Genomic DNA, 18,543 nt, shown 5'->3' on the forward strand with positions numbered 1-18,543 from the left:
ATGACTCAGGAAACCGTCACCGCAGAACGCACCGGCCTGGTTGCGCCGCACCCGCAGGATAGCGCCCAGCAGATTGCGATGCTGCCCTCCTCCTGCCCGCAAAACCATGCGGCTAACCTGCTGCCGCTGCCCGATGGCGATCTGCTTTGCGTCTGGTTTGGTGGCACGCAGGAAGGGATTGCCGATATCTCAGTCTGGTGTTCCCGGCTGACAAAAGGCAGCGATCGCTGGAGTGACGCGCAGAAGCTTTCTGACGATCCGGGTCGCTCAGAACAGAATCCGGTGCTGTTTCTCGATCCCGACCAGGTACTGTGGCTGCTGTGGACGGCGCAGAAATCAGGTAATCAGGACACCGCGATCGTGCGCTATCGCCAGTCTCACGATATGGGCAAAAGCTGGGGCGAGATCAAAACCCTGCTGGATAAGCCCGGCACCTTTATTCGTCAGCCGATTGTCGTGCTGCCCAACGGCAACTGGCTGCTGCCGGTGTTTTACTGCCTGACGCAGCCCGGCGAAAAGTGGGTCGGCAGCTATGACGTCAGCGCGGTAAAAATCTCAGAAGATAAAGGCCAGAGCTGGCGCGACGTCAGCGTGCCTGACAGCACCGGCTGCGTTCATATGAACGTGACCCTGCTGGATGATGGCTCGCTGCTGGCACTCTACCGCAGTCGCTGGGCCGACCATATCTACCAGAGCCGCTCGTTTGATCAGGGTGAAAGCTGGAGTGCGCCCGAGCCGCTGTCGCTGCCCAACAATAACTCCTCCATTCAGGTCACGACGCTGCGCAACGGTCATCTGGCGCTGGTGTTCAATGCGATGAGCGCCGAAGGGGCCAGCGAGCGCCGGTTGTCGCTGTATGACGAAATTGAAGATGATGAAGAAGACGGTGACGTTGCGGTTGCCGCCGAGCCGGTGGTGCACAGCGGGCGCACCGCCTTCTGGGGCGCGCCACGAGCGCCAATGACGCTGGCGATCTCAACAGATGGCGGCAAAAGCTGGCCGCTGCAGCGCAATCTGGACGAGGGCGACGGCTACTGCATGACCAATAACTCTCAGCAGAAGTTAAACCGTGAGTTCTCTTACCCCAGCATCAAGCAGGGTGTGAACGGCGAACTCCATATCGCCTACACCTGGTATCGCCAGGCAATTAAATATGTGCGGGTCGGGGAGTCCTGGGTGCAGGGAGGTGACGCGTGATTGAAAAGATGGCGCTGGTGACCGGCGCAAGTTCCGGCATCGGTCAGGCGATTGTGGATCGCCTGCTGGATGAGGGCTGGCAGGTGATTGGCCTGAGCCGATCGGCGATAAACCGGTCAGACGCGGGCTGGCAGAGCCATCAGATCGATATCAGCGACAGTGCGGCATTGCAGGCTTTACTGGACAAACTGCCGGTGCCGCAGGCGGTGATCCATGCAGCGGGAATGATGCAGGCCGCGCCGCTCGGGGAGCTGGATCTGAACGCCAGCACACGCCTGTGGCAACTGCATGTTGCCGCCGCAGAACAGCTGGCCAACCATTTTGCGCCCCGGATGAACGCGGGCGGCAGAATCGTGTTGCTGGGTAGTCGCACGTCAGGCGGTGCGGCGTGCCGTAGTCAGTATGTGGCCACTAAATCGGCGATGATCGGCATGGTGCGCAGCTGGGCGGCAGAGCTGGCACCGCGCGGCATTACAGCCAATATCGTGGCGCCAGGTGCCACCGAAACGCCGATGCTACAACAGCCGGGCCGGGCCAGTTCCCCGCCGCGCTTGCCACCGATAGGCCGCTATATTCAGCCGCAGGAAGTCGCCGGACTGGTCGGGTTCCTGCTTTCGCCTGCGGCCGCGACAATCACCGGTCAGCAGCTGGTGATGTGCGGCGGTGCGTCGCTGAGTTAATGAACAGGCCGGGCGAATCGGGTAGCCCGGCCTGTATCAGCGTAAAAATTACCGTACGGGTTTACCGTACTGATTAACAAACTGGCGGTAGGCGGCGATCACCAGCAGAAAATCTTCAATGCCACAGAATGAGAGGCTCTCTTCATCGTAGTAGTTCATGCCCTCCTCCATGCCGTCATCTTCCAGAGCCAGCAGGTTGGCGCGAATCATTACCTCTTCCTCATCCAGCAGGATGGTGTACTCGCTACCGACGCGCTGCCACTGACGCACGCTGCCTTTGACGTCTTCGATTGCGGCTTCAACTTCATCCAGCAATCCCGGATCGTTTTTCACCTCTTCGTTGAACCAGTGGCCGACCGCTTCATGATCCATCGACATACGAACTTTAATCTGTCCGGTCACATCGCGTAAAAATTCATATTCCATCGCCCGTTCCTCTTAACGTCATCGCGTCACTAAATGAGTGTCAGCGCTGCCTGCGCGGCAAAGTGTGACACGTCGCGCATTATTACAGGCTGTCTGGCGAAATCCAGCTTTTGATCGTCTCTCTGGCCAATGCCGGGACGAAAAAAAGGGGCGAATCATCGCCCCTTTCTGTTACTGCCAGGTGAAGAATCAGACCGCAGTCTGGAAAATCACGCCGTCAGCTTTGTCAGTGTACTGCGCCAGCTGGTCAAAGTTGAGATAGCGATAAGTGTCGCTGGCTGTTTTATCAACCTGCTCCATGAATTGCTGATACTCATCCGGCGTTGGCAGTTTGCCAAGCAGAGACGCGACCGCAGCCAGCTCCGCAGATGCCAGGTAGACGTTAGCACCATTACCCAGACGGTTCGGGAAGTTACGGGTCGAGGTGGAAACCACCGTCGCACCGTCTGCAACACGTGCCTGGTTACCCATGCAGAGTGAACAGCCTGGGATCTCGATACGCGCACCGCTTTTGCCGAATACGCTGTAGTAGCCCTCTTCGGTTAGCTGTGCTGCATCCATCTTGGTTGGCGGTGCCACCCACAGACGCGTTGGCAGCTGACCTTTGTGGCTATCCAGCAGTTTACCGGCGGCACGGAAGTGACCAATGTTAGTCATGCATGAGCCGATGAACACTTCGTCGATCTTCTCGCCCTGAACGTCAGAGAGCAGACGTGCATCGTCCGGATCGTTTGGTGCGCAGAGGATCGGCTCTTTGATGTCAGCCAGATCGATTTCGATCACCGCAGCATATTCAGCATCGGCGTCTGCTTCCAGCAACTGAGGATCGGCCAGCCATTTCTGCATGCTTTCAACACGACGCTCCAGTGTACGACGATCGCCGTAGCCTTCTGCGATCATCCACTTCAGCAGTACAATGTTGGAGTTCAGGTATTCAATAATCGGTGCTTTATCCAGCTTGATGGTACAGCCCGCAGCGGAACGCTCTGCTGACGCATCAGACAGCTCAAACGCCTGCTCGACCTTCAGATCCGGCAGACCTTCAATCTCCAGGATACGGCCAGAGAAGATGTTTTTCTTACCTTTCTTCTCAACGGTCAGCAGACCCTGTTTGATCGCATACAGCGGGATGGCGTGAACCAGATCGCGCAGCGTAATGCCTGGCTCCATTTTACCTTTGAAGCGCACCAGCACCGATTCCGGCATGTCGAGCGGCATAACGCCGGTCGCGGCGGCAAACGCCACCAGGCCTGAACCCGCCGGGAAAGAGATGCCGATAGGGAAACGGGTATGGGAGTCACCACCGGTGCCCACGGTATCCGGCAGCAGCATACGGTTCAGCCAGCTGTGGATAATGCCGTCACCCGGACGCAGTGATACACCACCACGGTTCATGATGAAGTCTGGCAGCGTGTGGTGCGTGCTCACATCCACCGGCTTAGGATACGCGGCAGTGTGACAGAAGGACTGCATCACCAGATCGGTCGAGAAGCCCAGGCAAGCCAGATCTTTCAGCTCGTCACGGGTCATGGGACCGGTGGTATCCTGCGAGCCAACCGAGGTCATCTTCGGTTCGCAATAGGCGCCTGGACGAACACCGGCTACGCCACAGGCGCGGCCCACCATTTTCTGCGCCAGTGAGAAGCCACGGGTGCTCTCCGCAACATCTTTCGCCTGACGGAATACGGTGCTGTGCGGCAGACCCAGTGACTCACGCGCTTTGGTGGTCAGTCCACGACCGATGATCAGCGGAATACGGCCACCGGCACGCACTTCGTCAATCACCACTTCGGTTTTGAGTTCGAAGCTGGCCAGCAGTTCGTTGGTTTCGTGATTGCGGACTTCGCCTTTAAACGGATAGATGTCGATGACATCACCCATGTTCAGGTTGTTGACGTCAACTTCAATCGGCAGTGCGCCTGCATCTTCCATGGTGTTGAAGAAGATTGGCGCAATTTTGCTGCCCAGCACCACGCCGCCGCCTTTTTTATTTGGCACGTTCGGGATGTCGTCGCCCATAAACCACAGCACCGAGTTGGTGGCAGATTTACGCGAAGAACCGGTTCCGACCACATCGCCGACATAGGCCAGCGGGAAGCCTTTGGTCTTAAGCGCTTCGATCTGTTTGATCGGACCGATGTTGCCTGCCTCATCCGGCTCAATGCCTTCACGGGCATTTTTCAGCATCGCCAGGGCGTGCAGTGGAATGTCCGGACGTGACCAGGCATCCTGGGCTGGAGAGAGATCGTCGGTGTTGGTTTCGCCAGTGACTTTGAACACCGTAACGGTGATTTTCTCAGCCAGTTCAGGACGTGACAGATACCATTCCGCATCGGCCCACGATTGCATCACCTGCTTCGCGTATTCATTACCCGCTTTCGCTTTCTCTTCAACATCATAGAAGTTGTCGAACATCAACAGGGTGTGTGAAAGGGCTTTCGCCGCGATTGAGGCAAGCTTGCTATCGTCCAGCGCTTCAATCAGCGGGTGAATATTGTAACCACCCTGCATGGTGCCGAGCAGTTCAACCGCTTTTTCAGGAGATATCAGAGGAGAGGTTGCTTCGCCTTTGGCGACAGCCGCCAGGAAACCGGCTTTGACATACGCCGCTTCATCGACGCCAGGTGGGACTCGGCTGACCAATAAATCGGTCAAAAATTCTTCTTCACCCGCAGGTGGATTTTTCAGCAGTTCAACCAGCGCGGCCATCTGGGAAGCCTCTAAAGGCTTAGGTACAATTCCCTGGGCAGCACGCTCGGCAACGTGCTTACGGTATTCTTCTAGCACGACGTTATCCTCGCTCTCATTATGTAGGGCTTTCCGACCACCTTGCTCACTTATGGAGAACACACTTCCCTTTCTCGTCCAGGTTGAGGTGCCCGGTTTCGCGGAGGGCAGAATAGCAGGATTCCGTCTGTTTGTTAATCTGTTTACAAAAATACAACATAATCCACTACGCCCATTCTGCCCGCTTATCTCCCCGCATCAGGCTCCTGAGTGAGCCGATTTGGTCTCACAGCAGCTTACCGTATTCCAGTGAAATGGCGACACGATAAGGTCAGCTTTGCAGCGGTTTAAGCGAAATGATTCAGTGAAATAGATAACCGACAGGAATAGAACGCGGTGTGAATCGGGTTTAAAACAGCGGTGAGTTTGACAAAATCTCAACACCAGAGCGAAGTGTGAGGTTCTTTTGGCGTCAGAGGATTACAGCGTAGTTTTCATTTCCTGCAGTGATAGTGGCTGGTCCCGCCGCCAGAACGCGCCCTCTTCCCTTTCCGTCATGGCAAGAGGGCTCAATTCTCTTTTAATACCTGCACTGCCTGCCTGGGCAATCCATTTTTAACAAATGGACGCCATGACCGCTTTTGTTCTGCGTTAATTTTGCAGGTTAGCTGGCCAATTGGCAGGCAGCTGGTCAGGCGGACAATCAATCACGCTTTCATTATTTTCGCCCACTTCGCGGATAACGGTCAGCGTCGCGAATTCATCGATAATCTCAGTTGGATAAGCCGGACCCGTTTCGCGGAATTTTGCCATCTCTTCCAGATGATCGTTCTGGAAGCAGACGGTTTTTTCCGGGTTGTTCATTACCCAGCGAGGGAAGAAGATGGTGCCATGGAAGATTTTATCGGCCAGATTAACGGCCAGGCTGACATCGGTGCCGGTAGGTTCGGTCCAGGAGACTTTATAGACATCCTGCGCCAGACGAACGACATAGACATGCTGATTTTTAACCCAGCGATTTCCCACCATGCCGCTGTGAATACGGTAGTCTATGGTGCTGGCATTTTTGATGTAGAGCTCGTAGTTCCAGCCATTGTCATAGGTATAAACCAGATGTTTACCGACGATGCCAGACAGGTCATGTTTATCAAAAGTACTCATGATTAACTCCTCATTTGTTTCCGTTGAGAGGATTATTGCGCGTTACAAAAGCGATGAATAACGCTATTTTTAGCGCTAAATAATTCATTTTTTAGATGAGTCAACATGTACAGGACAACGCTGGAACAGTGGTATCTGCTCGATGCAGTAGTCAATGAAGGGAGTTTTGCGCTGGCAGCGGAGAAGAACCATCGCAGCCAGTCTTCATTGAGCTACCAGCTGGGCCTGCTTCAGCAGCGGCTGGGGCTGACGCTGTTACAGCAGGAGGGCCGCCGTGCGATGCTGAGTGCAGAGGGACATCAGTTGCTCGCGCAGGTGCGTCCTTTGCTGGCGGGATTCAGTGCGCTTGAGGCGCAGGCTAATGCACTACAACGCGGCGAGCGGTCACGCATCGATCTGATGGTCGATGCGACGCTGCCCAAACCTTTGCTGTTTGATGTGCTCCAGACATTTCAGCAGCGCTATCCCCATGTGCGTATCTGGTTCAGCGAAATCGTCCGAAGTGAAACGCCTGACAGACTGGCGGAAAATCAGGCCGATCTCTGGCTGGTGGCGCAGCAGGGCGATACGCAATTTGCAGGCGAAAGCCTGATGAGTGTCGATTTCGTCGCCGTTGCCCATCGCGACCACCCATTACACCGCGAACCCGCCCCGCTTAATGCGGCCACGCTGGCTCGCTGGCCCTGCATTACCATACTGGATCGTCAGCAACAGCAGCAGTCAGAGGTGAATGGCGAACAAGCGGAAAACTGGTCATTTACAACACTGTCGGCCGCGATTGAGGCGGTCCAGCACCAGTTAGGTTATGGCTGGCTGCCGGAACAGAATATCGCCGCGCTTTTAGAGAGCGGTGAGCTTCGTCCCCTGCCGCTACTGCAGGGCCGCCGACGCAGCAGTTCACTGGTGATGCATATAAACGAAGAGAGACTGCCGGCCAATAGCGCCATTGCGGCACTGGCGCAGATGTTTATTGAACGGGTGGCGCAGGAGAAGCGCATAGCTGAGCGCTAAAGAGGCTGAGATTGTTTCCGTTGACGCGGGGAACACGCAAAAAAACACGCATTCCAAAGATTAAGCTGCGGTTTATCCCCCTCAAGCGTGGAACACCAGATTGGCGATCATTGGCAGGCCCCTGATTGTGGTTATATAAGGCTGTGGTGAAGGCCGGAACGCTGCTCAAGTAATCGCAATCATTATGTATAGATTATAGTAATCTATATCTTAATATACCAAACGTTCTCATACGATCAGATTGCTGGCCCAAAGCGGTAATCTTTGGTCTATCCGGCACTAAAGCTATCTACACAGTCAATCACCGTCGATACAAAGCGCCTAAAGAACGAGAGCCGATCCCCTTTAACGAAAACCAAATTACTGATGCTGAGATAGCTAATCGAGGTATGACATTCACCTATGAGCTTTTCAACATCTATCACATGATAGAATCAGGGGTTATCAGCAAAGAGGCTGCTCGTGAAGCCTTCAAGCAAGAATGCCTCATGGACTTCAGACACAGCCTTCACCGGCTCGACTTCAATCACTGCTATGATCGAGCGGTGGTTTACTCCCTTATAATCCCTGCCGACAGCAACTTTACTGTCTCAAGGTTTGATAAAATCGCAATACAGGACAGTGAGAATCATTGGCACTTACTCAATATTGAAAGCATTGAGATAGACCGTGTTCCTTACGATGAGGTAAGCAATGGCACAGTCGGCATCAAGGTTGATAGGATAGTGCCGGAAGCAAGGGACTACTATGTAGTCAAAGTAAGCGAGGATAAGGACCTTCAGGATGCGTAGCTACAGTGAGATCGCAAAGCGTATAGCCAAAATCATTATATAGCCTGAGTCAGCGATAGGATTAATGCATGGAGTCCTGTCTGTGCCTACAGACATTGGCTATCTTGCCTATGGATTTCTTGATACAGACAGCCGCTATCAACGTGAAACAGAGAAAATAAGGATGGTTAGTGCCATCAGGCATGGCATTCTTGAAAATCACAACTTCATGAAGACAATCGAGACTGTGCTCAATATCTTCAACAAGAATGTGCCTGAATTCAAGCAGAACGCTATCTATAGCAAAACGATGGCTTCAGTTGCTGGCCGGACGCTTACGAACTCACTAATAGCCGGAAGGTTAGCAACTACCATTGCGCAGCGTAGCTCCTTCCTTGTTGCGGTCAGAGGTGGCCTGATTGGTAATGCTTTACTGATCGGTGGCATGACAGAGAGATGTGTCTACACTTCTGAAAAGCTTCAAAAGAACAACCCAGAAGTCTACAACGCGCTACGCGTGCGGAACTATGATTTACTTTACTTCTGAGTTGAGCCAGCTCTGAACCCCTTCTTAGAAGCTCTGAATGTAAAGCGAACTCAGGGACAACCGGCTTTTGAGAAGATCATTGAGATGGTAGACCAGGAGGTAAACGCTAATGCGAGATAATGGGCCGGCTAAGTTGAGCTTAGGTAAACGCATCATGTATAGCCTTATAGAGGCGTCAGGTGCGATCATAGGCGGGTTCTTGCTCTTACTATGCTGCTACTGGTTCTTTCACTATGAAACGTGGCATGAGAGGCTTATAGCGATTGGCTTATCTATAGGGGTTGTCTATCTGATAGGTAAGGTCTTACCTGAACGGCCAAATCAGTAAGCCCCTCATGGGGCTATACTAAGTTTTATCAGCTCAGGCCTCATCTGAAAGTTACCCGTTATTTATACAGGTATCTGTCAGAGTATATTTGGATTGAATTCTTCTCAGCCCAGAGGCGTTTTCCATCAAGTAATATTTCCATAAGCGTCCGGCCAGGGCACATTTTCCCCTGATGAGTTCGCTAATTATTAAGTGAGCCAGCCAGTCATTAAGATCAGATTTTAATGTGTCGGGTTCACCATACAGCTTTTTGTGGAACGTCACCTGATATAATTCCTGCAATATCGTGATGTGGAACCGCATCGCAGTTGCCGTTCGTCTATGGTGACATCGCTTTGGTCTTCGTATGGTCTATATCATTTATTGCCAGACAAAGTTGATAATCATGCTGCTCCACTTTGCCACAGTACTCTATGCCTCCTTCGGTCAGTATTCTTAGAATTGGCAGGCCCTGAGACGCATAAATTGACAGTACACGTTCATTCAGCAGATCTGCCGCTGCAATAAAACGTGTCACGTGGGATAACCATGATTTACAGGCGGTTTATCCCCTGCTAACGCGTGGAGCACTCTAAATTTATTTGCCTGATTACTAAATACTTATTCGCACTCAAAAATTCCACCAAATTTAACGCTCTGATTTTACCCAACATCACACCTAATCCCACCACCAGAATCCAGGCCAAAAAAAAGCCCCCATTACGGGAGCTTTCTCAATAGTTGCGGCAGAAACTTATTTCTTCTTCGCTTTCGCGTTAGGCAGATCGGTGATGCTACCTTCGAAGATCTCTGCAGCCAGACCCACTGACTCATGCAGGGTCGGGTGAGCATGGATGGTCAGCGCGATATCTTCCGCATCACAACCCATCTCAATCGCCAGACCGATTTCGCCTAACAGCTCACCGCCGTTAGTGCCGACAATCGCGCCACCAATAATACGGTGCGTCTCTTTGTCGAAAATCAGTTTGGTCATACCGTCTGCACAATCAGAAGCGATAGCACGGCCTGAAGCAGCCCACGGGAAGGTGGAGGTCTCGTAGCTGATGCCTTTCTCTTTCGCTTCTTTCTCGGTCAGACCGACCCAGGCAACTTCTGGCTCAGTATAGGCAATTGAAGGGATCACTTTCGGATCGAAGTAGTGCTTCAGACCGGAGATCACTTCGGCGGCAACGTGGCCTTCATGCACACCTTTATGCGCCAGCATTGGCTGACCGACGATGTCGCCGATAGCATAGATGTGTGGCACGTTGGTACGCATCTGCTTGTCGACGCGGATGAAACCGCGATCGTCCACTTCCACGCCCGCTTTACCAGCATCCAGACCTTTACCGTTCGGCACACGACCGATAGCTACCAGCACCGCGTCATAACGCTGCGCTTCACCTGGTGCTTTTTTACCTTCCATGGAAACGTAAATGCCATCGTCTTTCGCTTCAACGGCGGTCACTTTGGTTTCCAGCATCAGGTTAAATTTCTTGCTGATTTTCCTGGTAAAGACTTTCACCACGTCTTTATCCGCAGCCGGGATAACCTGGTCGAACATCTCAACCACATCGATCTCTGAACCCAGCGCATGATAAACCGTCGCCATTTCCAGACCGATGATGCCGCCGCCCATAACCAGCAGACGCTTCGGCACTTCTTTCAGTTCCAGCGCATCGGTAGAGTCCCAGACGCGTGGATCTTCATGTGGAATGAATGGCAGTTCGATTGGGCGTGAACCCGCAGCGATGATGGCATTATCGAAGTTGATGGTGGTCGCGCCGCCTTCTCCTTCAACCACCAGGGTGTTAGCACCGGTGAATTTGCCCAGGCCATTAACCACGGTGACTTTACGACCTTTTGCCATACCTGACAGGCCGCCAGTCAACTGGTTGATAACCTTCTCTTTCCAGCTGCGAATCTTGTTGATATCAGTAGATGGCTGGCCAAACACAATGCCATGCTCTTCAAGGGCTTTCGCCTCTTCAATCACTTTAGCAACGTGCAGCAGCGCTTTAGATGGGATACAACCGACGTTCAGACAAACACCACCGAGGGTGCTGTAACGCTCTACCAGTACGGTTTCCAGACCTAAATCCGCACAACGGAAGGCTGCAGAGTAACCTGCAGGACCTGCCCCAAGTACCACGACCTGGGTTTTCATCTCTGTACTCATCATGACCTCTTAATTGATATCCGGCGGGTCAGACGTTCTTATAATGCCCTTGTTCCACCGGGACTTTCACCGCAAGAGTTTACAGAATTGTTAACAAACTGCCAACAGCGGCGCGACGAATCGTTAAAGGAAGGCCGGCATTCGCCGGCCTTCTTAACATTTACATAACTAAACGACGAATATCAGACAGCATATTGCCGATAATGGTGATGAATCGCGCACCATCAGCACCGTCGATCACGCGGTGGTCGAAGGAGAGAGAAATCGGCATCATCAGACGCGGAGTAAACTCTTTACCGTTCCACACCGGTTCCATCGCCGATTTAGAGACACCCAGGATAGCCACTTCCGGCGCGTTAACGATCGGCGCGAAGTGGGTAGTGCCCAGGCCGCCCAGGCTGGAGATGGTGAAGCATCCGCCCTGCATGTCGCCCGCTGTCAGCTTACCGTCACGCGCTTTCTTCGAAATCGCCATCAGTTCACGGGACAGCTCGGTGATGCCTTTCTTATTCACGTCTTTAAAGACCGGAACAACCAGGCCATTTGGCGTATCAACCGCCACACCGATGTTGATATATTTCTTCAGCGTCAGTTTCTGCGCATCTTCAGAGAGCGAACTGTTGAAGCGTGGCATCTGCTCAAGCGCCGCAGCGACCGCTTTCATGATGAACACCACCGGGGTGTACTTCACATCCAGCTTACGCTTCTCTGCTTCAGCATTCTGCTGCTTACGGAAAGCTTCCAGATCGGTGATATCAGTTTTGTCGAAATGCGTAACGTGCGGGATCATCACCCAGTTACGGCTCAGGTTCGCGCCAGAAATTTTCTGGATACGGCCCAGTTCGACTTCTTCGATTTCGCCAAACTTACTGAAATCAACTTTCGGCCATGGCAGCATGCCAGGCAGACCGCCGCCGCTGGCCGCAGCAGGTGCTGCTTCAGCGCGTTTCACGGCCTCTTTCACGTAAGTCTGCACATCTTCTTTCAGAATGCGACCTTTACGGCCGGTGCCTTTGACTTTCGCCAGGTTAACACCGAACTCGCGCGCCAGGCGACGAATCACCGGGGTAGCGTGAACGTAAGCGTCGTTCTCTGCGAACTCACCTTTGCTTTCTGCTTTAGCGGCGGCAGGTGCTGCTGCGGCTTTCGCTTCAGATTTGGCAGCAGGCGCCGGTGCGGCTTCCTGTTTCGCAGCCGCAGGGGCAGCCGGAGCAGCACCTTCGACTTCGAACACCATGATCAGTGAGCCGGTGCTGACTTTATCGCCCGTCGCGACTTTCAGCTCTTTGACGATACCCGCAAACGGTGCCGGCACTTCCATAGAGGCTTTGTCGCCTTCAACCACGATCAGTGACTGCTCAGCTTCCACCTTGTCGCCAACCTTAACGAGGATCTCGGTGACTTCAACTTCGTCTCCCCCGATATCCGGAACGTTAACGTCTTTTGCGCCCGCAGCCGCGGCAGGTGCCGATGCCGCTTCTTCTTTCACTTCTGGCTTCGCATCAGAGGCCGGTGCTGCACCTTCTGCTTCAAAGACCATGATGGCTGAACCGGTGCTGACTTTGTCGCCGGTCGCAATGGTGATCGCTTTGACCACACCCGCGAACGGAGCCGGAACTTCCATTGACGCTTTGTCACCTTCGACAACAATCAGTGACTGCTCGGCTTCGACTTTGTCGCCAACCTTAACCAGAATCTCAGTGACTTCAACTTCATCACCGCCGATATCCGGCACAGCCACTTCTTTGCTGGCAGTGGCCGCAGCAGCGGCTGGCGCAGGCGCCGCATCCGCTTTCTTCTCTTCGGCGGCGGCAGGGGCTGCTTCCGCAGCGCCTTCAGCATCAAACATCATGATCAGCGAACCGGTCTCAACTTTGTCACCGGTAGAGATTTTAATCTCTTTGACTACGCCAGCCTGTGGCGACGGCACTTCCATTGAGGCTTTGTCGCCTTCCACGGTGATCAGCGACTGCTCGGCTTCCACCTTGTCGCCAACTTTCACCAGAATCTCGGTGACTTCAACTTCGTCAGACCCGATATCCGGTACCTTAATTTCGATAGCCATTACTCTATTACCTCTTAAGCCAGACGCGGGTTAACTTTATCGGCATCGATATTGAATTTGGTGATAGCGTCAGCCACCACTTTCTTCTCGATCTCGCCGCGTTTAGCCAGCTCACCCAGCGCGGCAACCACCACATAAGATGCATCAACTTCAAAGTGATGACGCAGATTCTCACGGCTGTCAGAGCGACCAAAGCCATCGGTACCCAGTACGCGATAATCGCTGGCTGGGACATAGCTACGAACCTGCTCAGCGAACAGTTTCATGTAGTCGGTTGAAGCAACAGCAGGTGCGTCATTCATCACCTGAGCGATGTAAGGTACGCGCGCTTCTTCAGTCGGATGCAGCATGTTCCAGCGCTCACAATCCTGGCCGTCACGTGCCAGTTCGGTGAACGAGGTGACGCTGTAGACATCAGAGCCGATACCGTAATCTTTCGCCAGAATCTGGGCGGCTTCACGAACGTGACGCAGGATAGAACCTGAGCCCAGCAGCTGTACTTTACCTTTGCTGCCCTCTACCGTTTCCAGCTTGTAGATACCCTTACGGATACCCTCTTCCGCGCCCTTCGGCATGGCTGGCATATGGTAGTTTTCGTTCAGCGTGGTGATGTAGTAGTACACGTTCTCCTGCGCTTCGCCATACATACGCACCAGACCGTCATGCATGATGACAGCCACTTCATAAGCGTATGAAGGATCGTAAGAGATACAGTTCGGGATAGTCAGCGACTGAATGTGGCTGTGACCATCTTCATGCTGCAGACCTTCGCCGTTCAGGGTAGTACGACCCGAGGTGCCGCCGACCAGGAAGCCGCGCGCCTGTTGGTCGCCCGCCAGCCACATCAGATCGCCGATACGCTGGAAGCCGAACATCGAGTAATAGATGTAGAACGGGATCATCGGCAGGTTGTTGGTGCTGTAAGAGGTCGCCGCAGCCAGCCAGGAAGAACCTGCGCCCAGCTCGTTGATCCCTTCCTGCAGAATCTGGCCTTTCTCGTCTTCTTTATAGTATGCAACCTGCTCGCGGTCCTGCGGGGTGTACTGCTGACCGTTCGGGCTGTAGATACCGATCTGACGGAACAGACCTTCCATACCAAAGGTACGCGCTTCATCGGCGAGGATTGGAACCAGACGATCTTTGATCGACTTGTTCTTCAGCATCACATTCAGGGCACGCACAAAGGCGATGGTGGTCGAGATCTCTTTGTTCTGCTCTTCCAGCAGCGCACTGAACTCTTCGAGTGCTGGCATTTCCAGCTTTTCAGTGAACTTCGGCTGACGCGTTGGCAGGTAGCCGCCTAACTTCTCGCGCTGACCATGCAGATAAGCATGTTCTTCTGAGCCTTTTTCGAAGGTCACGTACGGCAGTGATTCGATTTTGTCATCAGCAACCGGCACGTTGAAGCGATCACGGATATAGCGCACGCCATCCATGTTCATCTTCTTCACCTGGTGAGCAATATTTTTGCCTTCCGCGGTGTCGCCCATACCATAACCTTTGATGGTATGCGCCAGGATCAATACTGGCTTGCCTTTGGTGTCCTGCGCTTTTTTCAGTGCCGCGTAGATTTTCTTCGGATCGTGGCCGCCACGGTTCAATGCCCAGATTTCATCATCGGACATATCTTTAACCAGCGCGGCGGTTTCCGGATATTTGCCAAAGAAGTGCTCACGCACATAGGCACCATCGCGGGATTTAAAGGTCTGGTAGTCACCGTCGACCGTTTCGTTCATCAGCTGAATCAGCTTGCCGCTGGTATCTTTGCGCAGCAGCTCATCCCAGCGACCGCCCCAGATGACCTTGATCACTTCCCAGCCAGCACCGGCAAAGATGCCTTCCAGCTCGTTGATGATTTTGCCATTACCGGTTACCGGGCCATCCAGACGCTGCAGGTTGCAGTTGATGATGAAGACCAGGTTATCCAGTTTTTCACGGGTGGCGATGGTGATCGCACCTTTAGATTCTGGCTCATCCATCTCGCCGTCACCCAGGAAGGCGTAAACGGTCTGCGCAGAGGTATCTTTCAGGCCACGGTGTTCCAGATATTTCAGGAACTTCGCCTGATAGATCGCTGACAATGGACCCAGGCCCATTGATACGGTCGGGAACTGCCAGAATTCCGGCATCAATTTCGGATGCGGATAAGAAGAGAGGCCTTTACCGTCAACTTCCTGACGGAAGTTGTTCATCTGCTCTTCGGTCAGGCGGCCTTCAAGGAACGCACGCGCATAGATACCCGGAGAGATGTGGCCCTGGAAATAGACCAGATCGCCGCCATCCTTCTCACTGCGCGCGCGGAAGAAGTGGTTAAAGCACACTTCATAAATTGTCGCAGAAGACTGGAAGGAGGACATGTGGCCACCCAGTTCCAGATCTTTCTTCGATGCGCGCAGCACCGACATGATGGCGTTCCAGCGGATTGCGGAACGGATACGACGTTCAAGAGAGGTGTTGCCCGGATAATCGGGTTCATCTTCAACGGCAATAGAGTTGATGTAGTTGCTGATTGCAGAAGATCCTGCAGCCACGTTTACGCCGCCTTTGCGGGCTGCACCCAGTACCTGATCAATCAGATACTGTGCACGTTCAACACCTTCTTCACGGATGACCGATTCGATCGCCTGTAGCCAGTCACGAGTTTCAATCGGATCCACGTCATTGTGTAAACGTTCTGACATGGGTGTGTTCCTTATCTGTGTCTAATACGTTGAATAATCGGGAGCCTGTTAAAGCAGATGCAGGCAGGCTCGTCTGATATCAGTACGATCTTTGTCGCACGTCATTCCTTACGTTGCTGTAAACGACGCAGGGAGCGTTCTCGACGGCTCTGCTCCCGACTTCTGTCCAGCAAGATTTCCTCTATGAACGCCAGGTGACGGTGTGAAGCCTCGCGCGCTTTTTCTGGCTCACGGGCCACAATCGCCTCAAAGATTCTGGCGCGGTGACCGCTCACTTTTGCCAGCATTTCCCGGCGCGAGTAGAGCAATTCGAAATTCTGACGAACGTTTTGTTCCAGCATAGGGCCCATTGAGCGTAGCAAATGTAAAAGCACAACATTATGGGCTGCTTCTGTGACAGCGATCTGATACTGCATCACTGCGTCCGCTTCGGCGTCTAAATCGCCGCTGTCCTGCGCCTGCTGGATATTCAGATGGCAGTCGCGAATGCGCCGCAGGTCTTCCTCTGTGCCGCGCAGTGCCGCGTAATAGGCGGCAATGCCCTCTAAGGCATGGCGCGTTTCCAGCAGATCAAACTGGGATTCCGGATGGCCGGCGAGCAGCTCAACGAGTGGATCGCTTAAGCTTTGCCAGAGATTCTCCTGCACGAACGTTCCGCCACCCTGTCGGCGCAGCAATAATCCTTTCGCTTCTAAGCGCTGGATCGCTTCGCGGAGAGACGGACGTGAGACATCGAATTGTTTGGCGAGTTCGCGCTCAGGCAACAGCTTCTCTCCCGGACGCAACGTGCCTTCCATAATCAGGGATTCGAGCTGTTGCTCGATAGCATCGGAGAGCTTAGGTTGGCGAATCTTACTGTAAGCCATCATCCCTTCTTATTAAGCCAGGCGTCCGGAGTAAATTGGTAATACCAATTGCAATGAGGTGCCGGTAAAGTAACAAAGTATTCACCTTGTGTCTATATGGTGTCTGCGACATTCACCTCGCCTTAAAGCCTGTCCTGGCGCTAACTCGCGGTTAAAAAAATGAAAAAATCCGCTACGGCAAATGTTAAATAATTGCACTTTTACCAAACCTTACACCTGCTTAGCGCCTGATGAGTGCGGCAGCCATAAGTGAAAGCTATTCGTCATTACCCGAATTTCATGGCAGAAGTTTCGACAGGCAGACATGACCAGGACGGCGTTTTTTCAGTCAAGTCTCAGCACGAAAGGCGAAAGCAGGTGCAAAGCGAATCGCTTATCACTATTCTTGTCGCCAGGGTAGCAAATGGCCGCATTCAGCACGCCAGATACCGTAAAATAATCAATACGTTATTGTAACTACTTCATTACAGCGGATTGTGCTGCGAACGAAGAATAAAAACATCACGAGGTTTGTATGGAACAGCAGCAAGGCGAAGCGCTGAAACGTGGTCTTAAGAACCGCCATATTCAGCTCATCGCGCTGGGTGGTGCAGTGGGAACCGGCCTGTTTCTGGGCAGTGCATCGGTCATTGAATCCGCCGGACCGGCCGTTATTCTGGGCTATGCGATTGCCGGGTTTATTGCCTTTTTAATCATGCGCCAGTTAGGTGAGATGGTCGTGGAAGAGCCGGTTGCCGGCAGCTTCAGCCACTTTGCCTATAAATACTGGGGCAACTTTGCGGGTTTTGCTTCGGGCTGGAACTACTGGGTGCTCTATGTGCTGGTTGCCATGGCAGAACTCACTGCCGTCGGCAAATATGTCCAGTTCTGGTGGCCTGACTTTCCGACCTGGGCGTCGGCTGCCCTCTTCTTCGTGATGATCAATGCTATCAACCTGACCAACGTGAAAGTGTTTGGTGAGATGGAGTTCTGGTTCGCCATCATTAAAGTGGTTGCGGTCATTGGCATGATCCTGTTCGGCGGCTGGCTGCTGTTCAGTGGTCATGCCGGTCCGCAGGCGACAGTACGCAACCTGTGGGAACAGGGCGGCTTCTTCCCGCATGGCATTGGCGGCCTGGTCACCGTCATGGCGATTATCATGTTCTCATTCGGGGGTCTGGAGCTGGTGGGTATCACCGCAGCTGAAGCGGATAACCCGGAAGTGAGCATTCCAAAAGCGACCAACCAGGTGCTGTGGCGTATCCTGATTTTCTACATTGGTTCGCTGGCGGTCCTGCTGTCACTGATGCCGTGGACCCGCGTCACCTCAGAAGTCAGCCCGTTCGTCTTTATCTTCCACGAACTGGGCGATGCCATGGTGGCGAATGCGCTTAACGTGGTGATCCTGACGGCTGCCCTGTCGGTCTATAACAGCTGCGTTTACTGTAACAGCCGCATGCTGTTTGGTCTGGCACAGCAGGGCAATGCGCCGAAAGCACTGCTGAAAGTCGATCGTCGCGGTGTACCGGTGTTAACGATTCTGGTCTCTGCTGTGGCTACTGCGCTGTGTGTGCTGATCAACTACCTGATGCCGGGCGAAGCGTTTGGCCTGCTGATGTCGCTGGTGGTCTCTGCACTGGTCATCAACTGGGCGATGATCAGCCTGGCGCACCTCAAGTTCCGTCGTAAGAAAGATCAGCAGGGCGTCACAACCCGCTTTAAAGCGCTGCTCTATCCGGCAGGTAACTGGATTTGCCTGATCTTCCTGGCAGGGATTCTGGTACTGATGGCGACCACGCCGGGCATGGCGATCTCCGTCTGGCTGATCCCGGTCTGGCTGGTCATTCTGGGTATTGGTTACTTTATTAAAAACCAGACGCAGAAAGCCTGATGCTCTACTACGTGCTGCGACCTCTCAGGGAGGTTGCAGCACGTACCTCTGATGCC

At 53.4% G+C, this 18,543-nt stretch carries 12 protein-coding genes and 2 pseudogenes; 6 read left to right on the forward strand and 8 right to left on the reverse strand.

What is annotated here, in order from left to right; all coding sequences use genetic code 11:
• Nucleotides 1–1,197, forward strand: coding sequence for an exo-alpha-sialidase (locus tag Q7C21_RS05235; RefSeq protein WP_008925597.1), 1,197 nt, complete (start codon nucleotides 1–3; stop codon nucleotides 1,195–1,197).
• An 8-nt stretch (nucleotides 1,198–1,205) separates the two neighbouring features.
• On the forward strand, nucleotides 1,206–1,877 hold the full coding sequence (locus tag Q7C21_RS05240; protein ID WP_179291181.1) for an SDR family NAD(P)-dependent oxidoreductase: 672 nt from the start codon (nucleotides 1,206–1,208) through the stop codon (nucleotides 1,875–1,877).
• Between the two features lie 48 nt (nucleotides 1,878–1,925).
• Here the strand turns inward: Q7C21_RS05240 and yacL are convergent, their stop codons facing one another.
• The 3 genes from yacL to Q7C21_RS05255 all read right to left on the reverse strand — a co-directional run bounded on the left by yacL (nucleotide 1,926) and on the right by Q7C21_RS05255 (nucleotide 6,191).
• Nucleotides 1,926–2,303, reverse strand: coding sequence for a protein YacL (yacL, locus tag Q7C21_RS05245; protein WP_039658763.1), 378 nt, complete (start codon nucleotides 2,301–2,303; stop codon nucleotides 1,926–1,928).
• 189 nt (nucleotides 2,304–2,492) lie between these two features.
• Entirely contained in the window at nucleotides 2,493–5,090 is a 2,598-nt protein-coding gene (gene acnB / locus Q7C21_RS05250) for a bifunctional aconitate hydratase 2/2-methylisocitrate dehydratase (protein ID WP_375150485.1), read from the reverse strand.
• Nucleotides 5,091–5,681: 591 nt separating this feature from the next.
• Nucleotides 5,682–6,191: a phenolic acid decarboxylase gene (locus tag Q7C21_RS05255; RefSeq protein WP_003854706.1), complete on the reverse strand. Its 510-nt coding sequence runs from the start codon at nucleotides 6,189–6,191 to the stop codon at nucleotides 5,682–5,684.
• Nucleotides 6,192–6,296: 105 nt separating this feature from the next.
• On the opposite strand from Q7C21_RS05255, the gene Q7C21_RS05260 reads away from it, so the two are divergent.
• From Q7C21_RS05260 to Q7C21_RS05270, 3 genes and pseudogenes are all read left to right on the forward strand, one after another.
• A complete protein-coding gene (locus Q7C21_RS05260; RefSeq protein WP_003854707.1) occupies nucleotides 6,297–7,202 on the forward strand; it encodes a LysR family transcriptional regulator in 906 nt (301 codons plus the stop codon).
• Between the two features lie 389 nt (nucleotides 7,203–7,591).
• A complete protein-coding gene (locus tag Q7C21_RS05265) occupies nucleotides 7,592–7,993 on the forward strand; it encodes a hypothetical protein (protein WP_033763234.1) in 402 nt (133 codons plus the stop codon).
• Nucleotides 7,986–8,639: pseudogene (locus Q7C21_RS05270) on the forward strand (hypothetical protein). The gene Q7C21_RS05265 and the pseudogene Q7C21_RS05270 overlap by 8 nt, the downstream one beginning before the upstream one ends.
• A 266-nt stretch (nucleotides 8,640–8,905) precedes the next feature.
• On the opposite strand, the pseudogene Q7C21_RS05275 reads toward Q7C21_RS05270, so the two are convergent.
• The 5 genes and pseudogenes from Q7C21_RS05275 to pdhR all read right to left on the reverse strand — a co-directional run.
• Nucleotides 8,906–9,352, reverse strand: a pseudogene (locus Q7C21_RS05275) (IS481 family transposase); the annotation flags it as partial.
• 228 nt (nucleotides 9,353–9,580) lie between these two features.
• Entirely contained in the window at nucleotides 9,581–11,005 is a 1,425-nt protein-coding gene (lpdA, locus tag Q7C21_RS05280; protein ID WP_033763238.1) for a dihydrolipoyl dehydrogenase, read from the reverse strand.
• Nucleotides 11,006–11,165: 160 nt separating this feature from the next.
• Complete coding sequence (gene aceF, locus Q7C21_RS05285) at nucleotides 11,166–13,070, reverse strand: pyruvate dehydrogenase complex dihydrolipoyllysine-residue acetyltransferase (protein ID WP_140916380.1); 1,905 nt, start codon at nucleotides 13,068–13,070, stop codon at nucleotides 11,166–11,168.
• 14 nt (nucleotides 13,071–13,084) lie between these two features.
• Entirely contained in the window at nucleotides 13,085–15,751 is a 2,667-nt protein-coding gene (gene aceE / locus Q7C21_RS05290) for a pyruvate dehydrogenase (acetyl-transferring), homodimeric type (RefSeq protein ID WP_003854711.1), read from the reverse strand.
• A 101-nt stretch (nucleotides 15,752–15,852) separates the two neighbouring features.
• Nucleotides 15,853–16,617, reverse strand: a complete 765-nt coding sequence (gene pdhR, locus Q7C21_RS05295) for a pyruvate dehydrogenase complex transcriptional repressor PdhR (RefSeq protein ID WP_008925589.1) — start codon at nucleotides 16,615–16,617, stop codon at nucleotides 15,853–15,855.
• A 514-nt stretch (nucleotides 16,618–17,131) separates the two neighbouring features.
• On the opposite strand from pdhR, the gene aroP reads away from it, so the two are divergent.
• Nucleotides 17,132–18,487 carry an aromatic amino acid transporter AroP gene (gene aroP, locus Q7C21_RS05300; RefSeq protein ID WP_003854713.1) on the forward strand — a complete coding sequence of 452 codons (1,356 nt, stop codon included), beginning with the start codon at nucleotides 17,132–17,134 and terminating at the stop codon, nucleotides 18,485–18,487.
• Nucleotides 18,488–18,543 lie beyond the last annotated feature (56 nt).

Origin of the sequence: Pantoea sp. ANP04, from assembly GCF_041982285.1 — a bacterium.
In the GTDB taxonomy this organism is placed as follows: Bacteria; Pseudomonadota; Gammaproteobacteria; order Enterobacterales; family Enterobacteriaceae; genus Pantoea; species Pantoea eucalypti.